The 5812-nt window shown below is 44.3% G+C and carries 6 protein-coding genes; all 6 read right to left on the reverse strand.

The annotated features are described in order from the left end of the window. Positions 1 to 62: 62 nt before the first annotated feature. The 6 genes from VIM88_RS09445 to VIM88_RS09470 are packed head-to-tail and all read right to left on the reverse strand — an operon-like array spanning position 63 to position 5696. Positions 63 to 968: a DUF2279 domain-containing protein gene (locus VIM88_RS09445; RefSeq protein ID WP_331862640.1), complete on the reverse strand. Its 906-nt coding sequence runs from the start codon at positions 966 to 968 to the stop codon at positions 63 to 65. A gap of 24 nt (positions 969 to 992) precedes the next feature. Then, positions 993 to 2360, reverse strand: a complete 1368-nt coding sequence (locus VIM88_RS09450; protein ID WP_331862641.1) for a murein hydrolase activator EnvC family protein — start codon at positions 2358 to 2360, stop codon at positions 993 to 995. Then, positions 2357 to 3172, reverse strand: coding sequence for a cell division protein FtsX (locus VIM88_RS09455; protein WP_331862642.1), 816 nt, complete (start codon positions 3170 to 3172; stop codon positions 2357 to 2359). The genes VIM88_RS09450 and VIM88_RS09455 overlap by 4 nt, the downstream gene beginning before the upstream one ends. Beyond that, positions 3159 to 3833 carry an ABC transporter ATP-binding protein gene (locus VIM88_RS09460; protein WP_331862643.1) on the reverse strand — a complete coding sequence of 225 codons (675 nt, stop codon included), beginning with the start codon at positions 3831 to 3833 and terminating at the stop codon, positions 3159 to 3161. Before VIM88_RS09460 ends, VIM88_RS09455 begins: the two co-directional genes overlap by 14 nt. A 3-nt stretch (positions 3834 to 3836) precedes the next feature. Beyond that, the gene (gene trmB / locus VIM88_RS09465) at positions 3837 to 5021 is read right to left on the reverse strand and encodes a tRNA (guanosine(46)-N7)-methyltransferase TrmB (protein ID WP_331862644.1); all 1185 of its coding nucleotides are present in this window, start codon (positions 5019 to 5021) and stop codon (positions 3837 to 3839) included. Between the two features lie 9 nt (positions 5022 to 5030). Further along, positions 5031 to 5696 (reverse strand): hypothetical protein, encoded by a 666-nt coding sequence (locus tag VIM88_RS09470; protein ID WP_331862645.1) that lies wholly within the window; start codon positions 5694 to 5696, stop codon positions 5031 to 5033. Positions 5697 to 5812: the final 116 nt, after the last annotated feature.

A 5812-nucleotide genomic window follows, 5' to 3' on the forward strand; every position in this document is an offset into this window, starting at 1 on the left:
CATAAAAAGCATAGTATCACTTTAGCTTCTCTTGGAAAGGCCTGCACCAAGGTGCTATATCACTATTCATTAAAGTCATGTTCGAGCGGAAGATAGGTGTACGGAAGCTGATAATAATGCAAGACCTCACTTGTTTTTGTCCAGCCTAATGCCTTGAGCACTTCAGACGAGTTGATGCCGATGCCTGCATACACAACCCTCTCTTTTGTGGAGTAGGCGTCATGATTCTCATACCCTCTCGTGTAATACCCCACCTGCAATTCAAAATATTTCATCGGGGTATCTTGCATGCTCTCAAACCCACTGAACTTCAGTGCCATCAGATATTTCATGGAGTCGTATTGGGTAAATATATCTTGACCGCTGTTAAGATCGGGGACATATTCTAAACGCAGATCAAGTGTTTCTTTCACTGCAGGATGTTTTTCCCTTACATAGTAAAATGCGGCACCCAAAGTGTTCATTATCAGATCTTCGTATGAAAACCCCTGCGATTCACTAAAAGAATCTCCTACTTCCATCATGCCGTGGATCACCAATGAAGTAAGAGGACCGTAGCTCAATGATTCTTCTTCGCTCATGCCCCAGTACTCAAAAAGAGAAGCAAAGCCCAAAGAGAAAAGATAGCTGGAGTACATATGTCCCAGTTTATCTGCACCGCCATACTTTGAATTTGATTCAAACCATCCTTCATCACCGGCAACGGGCGCGGTAGTGAAATAGTCCCAAAAGGCTGTACCCCATAGTGCGATCGCTCCCGCACCGATGAAATTGGTATAGAGTACCCTGTTTTTGAGCTCTTCCTCTGTCAATCGTCCCACGGGCTTGCCCATAGCCATTTCAAAATAGCTTCTTTCATCGGTCTGAACAGCATTCGCTGCATCATCTCCGACGATCGGCTTAGGATTTCTGGTGCCCCCGGCCATCAAATTGATGGAAAGCAATACGATCAGAGCATATTTTTTCATCTATTCTTCTTTATATTCTATTCACTAGATACTGATCAGCTCCAGAGGATTAATGTGTTTGGAATCTTTGGTCGCCTGGAAAATGAGCTTCTGATTCACTTTTCCTACGATATACCCTTTTTGTATCTTCGATCCCACACGGATGGTAGGCGCGATCTTGGAAAGTCCCGCGTATACCGTATGGATCTTTTGGCTGTGTGCGACCACCACGACCTTGCCCAGCATACTGCTTTGTCCGGCAAAGACCACCTTCCCGTTCAAAATATTTTGTACTTTTGAGTTTGAGACAGGAGACTGCAGTGTAATGGATTCGTTAAAGATCTTGATCTTATAGACAGGGTCCACATAGGTACCGAATTTCTTTACAAGCTTTGCTCCGGGTAGAGGAGAGATCGTTTTTCCCCCTCTGTATTTATAGGTTTTAGGTGGTGTATAGGAGGAGTTGACCTGTCTGACCTTTTCACTCTCTTTATACACTTTTTTCTTCTCCTGCTCTGCTTCTTTTACAGCAAGACGCGCCTTGTCCATGTCCGCTTTCGTTTTTGCTTTTTTCAAAGCCTGCTGGGCTTTTCTTGCCTTGGTTTGGGCCAATGCTTTGGCTTCACGTATCTCTCTTTGTCTCTTTTTTTCTAAACGCATTGCCTCTTTTTCAGCTTCTGCCCGTCTTCGTGCTTCCTCAACCTCCTTATTGTGCAGGATGTTCAGTTGTGCCAGCGTGGACCGGAGGGAGTTTTGTTTATCTACCAGTTTTTCCAGTTGTGCATTATACTTTTCTTCATCTTTGGCCAGCTTTTTACGCAATTTCTCTTTGGCCAGCTTTTGTTGTGCATACTCCTCTCTTTTCTTGACGATTTCGGCGATCTTGTTTTTGGTCTTGTTGCGCAGATAGACCTTATCCTCTTTCTGTTTTTTAAGCGTCTGCATCTCTGCCCGGAGTGATGTCAAAAGTTTTGCATTGTGCTTTTTATAGGCGGTGTAGACCTCTTGTGAGAGTATCGATTCACGTGTTGGTTCATGTGCCTGCTGCATCGCAAAAACGAGAGAGAACTGTTCAGAGAGCAAAGTGATAAAGGCCTGATGTTTTGCCTCCAGTGACTGAGTGGTCGCCTTTAACTCTTTTTCCGCCTGACCGAGTTCACTCTTCAACTGTGCATATTGCTCTTCCTCTTTTTCCTTGTCCTCTTCAAGTTTTCCTATTTTTGCATCAAGATAGACAATGTCTTTTTCTGCAGACTGAATATCTTTGGCGATCTTGCTCAATTGCCTTGCCGTCTTTTGTTTGGCAGTCGCTGTAGCAGAAAGATCTTTTTCAGACGCTTTGATCTTGGTAGTGGTGGACGCACCATGTGCCAAACCAATAGCCACAAGAGAAAAAAAGATAAGGGATCTCACTCCTGGACTCCCTTGCTGCTAAATACTACCGTATAAACGGCAATGATCACTATCAAGATAGCGGAGCCCAGCAAGATCGCTATATCGGTGAATCTGAAAAGTGCTTCCTGATTCTCGATAATGATATCAATGCCGCTTCTCGTTGCCCAGAAGAACTTGATATACAGGAAAACAGCGCTGACAAATATCGTTGCAAATATGGCATCGAAGAACGCTACCCTGAAAAGTATACCGGACCTAAGCATCATGGGTGCTCCGAATATCTCCATCACCTGCATACGTTCTTTGTGTGCATATTTCCAGATCTCCATCTGCTTGATAATCAAAAAGAGGCTTACTACGGCCATGAACATAATAAACACTTTCAATGTAAATTTAATAAAGGAAAAAAGTCCATAATTGGAATGATACGTGCTCCCAAAGGTTTCAATCTGTTTGATGTTCTGGTCGGCTTGGAGGTCTTTTTTGATCTGTTCCAGTTCAGAGGTAGGAACATAAGAATCAAGTCCCAGGTTATAGAAATAAGGCAGGATCTCCAGGATCTCGTCACTGCTGCTTTTGCTGATGCCTTTTGCAACTTCAAAGACGATATACTCTCTTTTGATATTCTCCGAGCTGCTGATATGTTCATTGAGTGCCTGGAACGCTTCCAGAGACATAGGCTTATGTGTCACTGCCAGCATCGAATAGCCCTCTTTCAGCCCTTCCTCGTAAGTGTTGGTCGTCCGCTCAAATACCAGATAGAATTCGATCCCCAGCAAGATGGCCATAAGCGGGAGTATAAACATAAGATGGTTTTTAATGAACTTCATAGACACCCTTGCTCTCAATGATAAAATGCCTGTATGGCAGTGAAAAGACCGTTGGAATTTTATGCGTTACCACCAGAACCGTCGTATCGAGCTGCTGACAGGCATTCTCCATCAAGTCCCAGATCACATTGGATGAATAGTCGTCGAGGTTACCTGTAGGCTCATCGGCCAGGATCACTACAGGGTTTTTTGACAATGCTCTGGCGACACCCACACGCTGCTGCTCCCCACCGCTCAGTTCCAGTGGGTATTTGTCGGCATATTCTGCAAGTTTTACATGTTTGAGCAGTCTGTAGGCCTGTGTCTCCTGTATCTCGGTGGGATACCCCGCTATCATCAAAGGCAACACAACATTTTTTTTCACCGTCCACTCATTGACCAGTTTATAATCTTGAAAGATGATACCCATATGTGTTCTAAGTTCCTGAAGTTTGCCGGGGCGTATATTTGACAGATTCTGCCCGCCTACGACCAGGTTGCCTTCGCTGGGCTTCAACTTTCCGTACAGTGCCTTGAGCAGTGTTGATTTACCCGATCCGCTGGGACCGGTAATAAAAACGAACTCACCTTTTTTAATGCTGAAATTTGCATCTTTGATCACTTCCTTCCCTGCTTTACCGTAGGTAAGGGACAGATGTGAAGCGTGAATCACATTGGACATATTCTACTCTCCTTTGGTAAGCATCAGCTGCTCTGCCAGTTTTTGATGTGCCATAAAGTTAACGGTTGTTTTTACTGGAGAAGAGACAAAATACCTGCAGCTGTTTTCTCCCAGCAAAATATATTTATGTTCGGGTCTGTCAAAACTTCCAAACGCACATTTGACAAGCAGGCTTTGGTCTGATATTTTATAGACACGTTCAAAATGTATAAAATACCCTTCAAACACCAGTGCTTTTGTAGGTAAACACTCCTCTATTCCCTTTGTATATTTTACATCATTAAAATTAAAATCTATCGTCACATTTTTGGCTGCGGACTCCTCTGTGCACTTGACATACACATCATAGATATCTTTTTCCTGTCTCAACCATCGTGCTTCGTACTTGCTTGTCACTTCCAAGGCTTCATTTTTACGTACTTCGACCTCTACTTTAGGGACCGAAAAGAACGTTTCCAGGGCATACCAGAAGTATTTGTCACTGTCCGTACGCAGTTCCAGTCGGCCGCCTTTTCTCAAGACCCTCATCGATTCTTCCAGGAAAGAGGAACTGATCACCCGTCTGTGAGGCTTTTTGTCCCAGGGCACAGGGAAATGTACAAATATCTGTTCACAGATATTCGAAGGCAACATCTCCAAAAAGAGTCTTGCATCATAATTCACTACCCAAATGTTATCGAGACCCTGCAGTGCTATCTGTTTGAGTACCTGCTGTGCGGAAGGTGTATGAATTTCCAGCCCTATGAAGAGGGTATCAGGATTCTTTTTTGCCTGGTAGAGCAGATGCCTCCCGCTTCCGAATCCCACTTCGACAGAGACCTTCTCCTTTGGATAGCTGATATTTTCAAAATCCTCTATCTTTTTAAAATAGTCTGATGAGAGCGGACCTGTGCTGTTGGATATGGCAATATTCGAAGCGCGTACGTCCAGTTCCAGCTCTTTCGAAACAGACTCCAGTGCCTCTTTAAGCAGGTTCACTTTCAGGGGTCTGGTCACTTTGTCATATTTCAGAAGGTAGGCTGTCTCATCCGGTTTGAGTTGCAGCAAAAACTCTTCGCCTCCGTGTTCAATACCGATGAGCATATCACTGCGGTTCAAGGCTTGCGCGCAAAATGTCATCATTTCACTGCTTGCTAACTTTTTTTCTATGATCGATGTATCAAAGGGAGAGACTTTTAAATGTGGCATGGTTCCTGCTTATAGTGTAATTTCTGTTGGCTCGCTGGGATAAGCACGTATCTTATCATAGCTTTGTGCGATGATCCGGTAACTGTAGCTGCCTCCTCTGATGACAAACGTATCGATGTATTCGACCATCAGCTGTCCTTCTACCTGTGAGACAAATTTCCATTCACCCCCATTGACCGAACGCTCTATGATGTAGGTACTGATGCTCGGGTTCTCATGCGGTTTCCACAAAAGTTTAACGACAGTGGGAGCTACTTTATAGGCTTTGACAAAAGTGACCGCTGAAAATGGCGGCAGTGTGCTTACCTCTACCGGTTCACTGCGTCTGGACTCTCTTCCAAACGAAAAGGTACTAAAGGTGTAACGGTAGGTAGTATCGGCGTTTACATGCGTATCTACAAAATGTGTCGCGTACGGGTTCCCCACGGTGCCTATGCGCTTAAAATTCTCTGCCTTTTGGGAAGCATCCCCCCGATAGATGTTCACCCCATGGATACGATGGTCCGATATCTTCTCCCACTCGAACCCTACAGAGTTCATGTTCGGCAAAGCGTGTACCTCTCCAAGCGGTGTCAGTCCGGAGTCCGTACCGTACGTCATCAATCCTTTGATACCGCCACATCCGCTAAAGGTGATTAAAGAGAGTACCGAGAGTATGAGGATCGATTTTTTCATCTACTTCACCTTGATCAAAATTTTTAGATATATACGCTTTCATATCTTGAAAAAGCGGGGCGATGAATTCCATTCTTTCACCGCTTACAGGGTGTACCAGATAGAGTAAATATGCA

This window comes from Sulfurovum sp. (assembly GCF_036568385.1).
Classification (GTDB): Bacteria; Campylobacterota; Campylobacteria; order Campylobacterales; family Sulfurovaceae; genus Sulfurovum.

What these genes read in the sequence shown, in the direction of transcription:
- VIM88_RS09445 (WP_331862640.1), bottom strand. Translation starts at nt 968, where the DNA reads ATGAAAAAATATGCTCTGATCGTATTGCTTTCCATCAATTTGATGGCC.
- VIM88_RS09455 (WP_331862642.1), bottom strand. Translation starts at nt 3,172, where the DNA reads ATGAAGTTCATTAAAAACCATCTTATGTTTATACTCCCGCTTATGGCC.
- VIM88_RS09460 (WP_331862643.1), bottom strand. Translation starts at nt 3,833, where the DNA reads ATGTCCAATGTGATTCACGCTTCACATCTGTCCCTTACCTACGGTAAA.
- trmB (WP_331862644.1), bottom strand. Translation starts at nt 5,021, where the DNA reads ATGCCACATTTAAAAGTCTCTCCCTTTGATACATCGATCATAGAAAAA.
- VIM88_RS09470 (WP_331862645.1), bottom strand. Translation starts at nt 5,696, where the DNA reads ATGAAAAAATCGATCCTCATACTCTCGGTACTCTCTTTAATCACCTTT.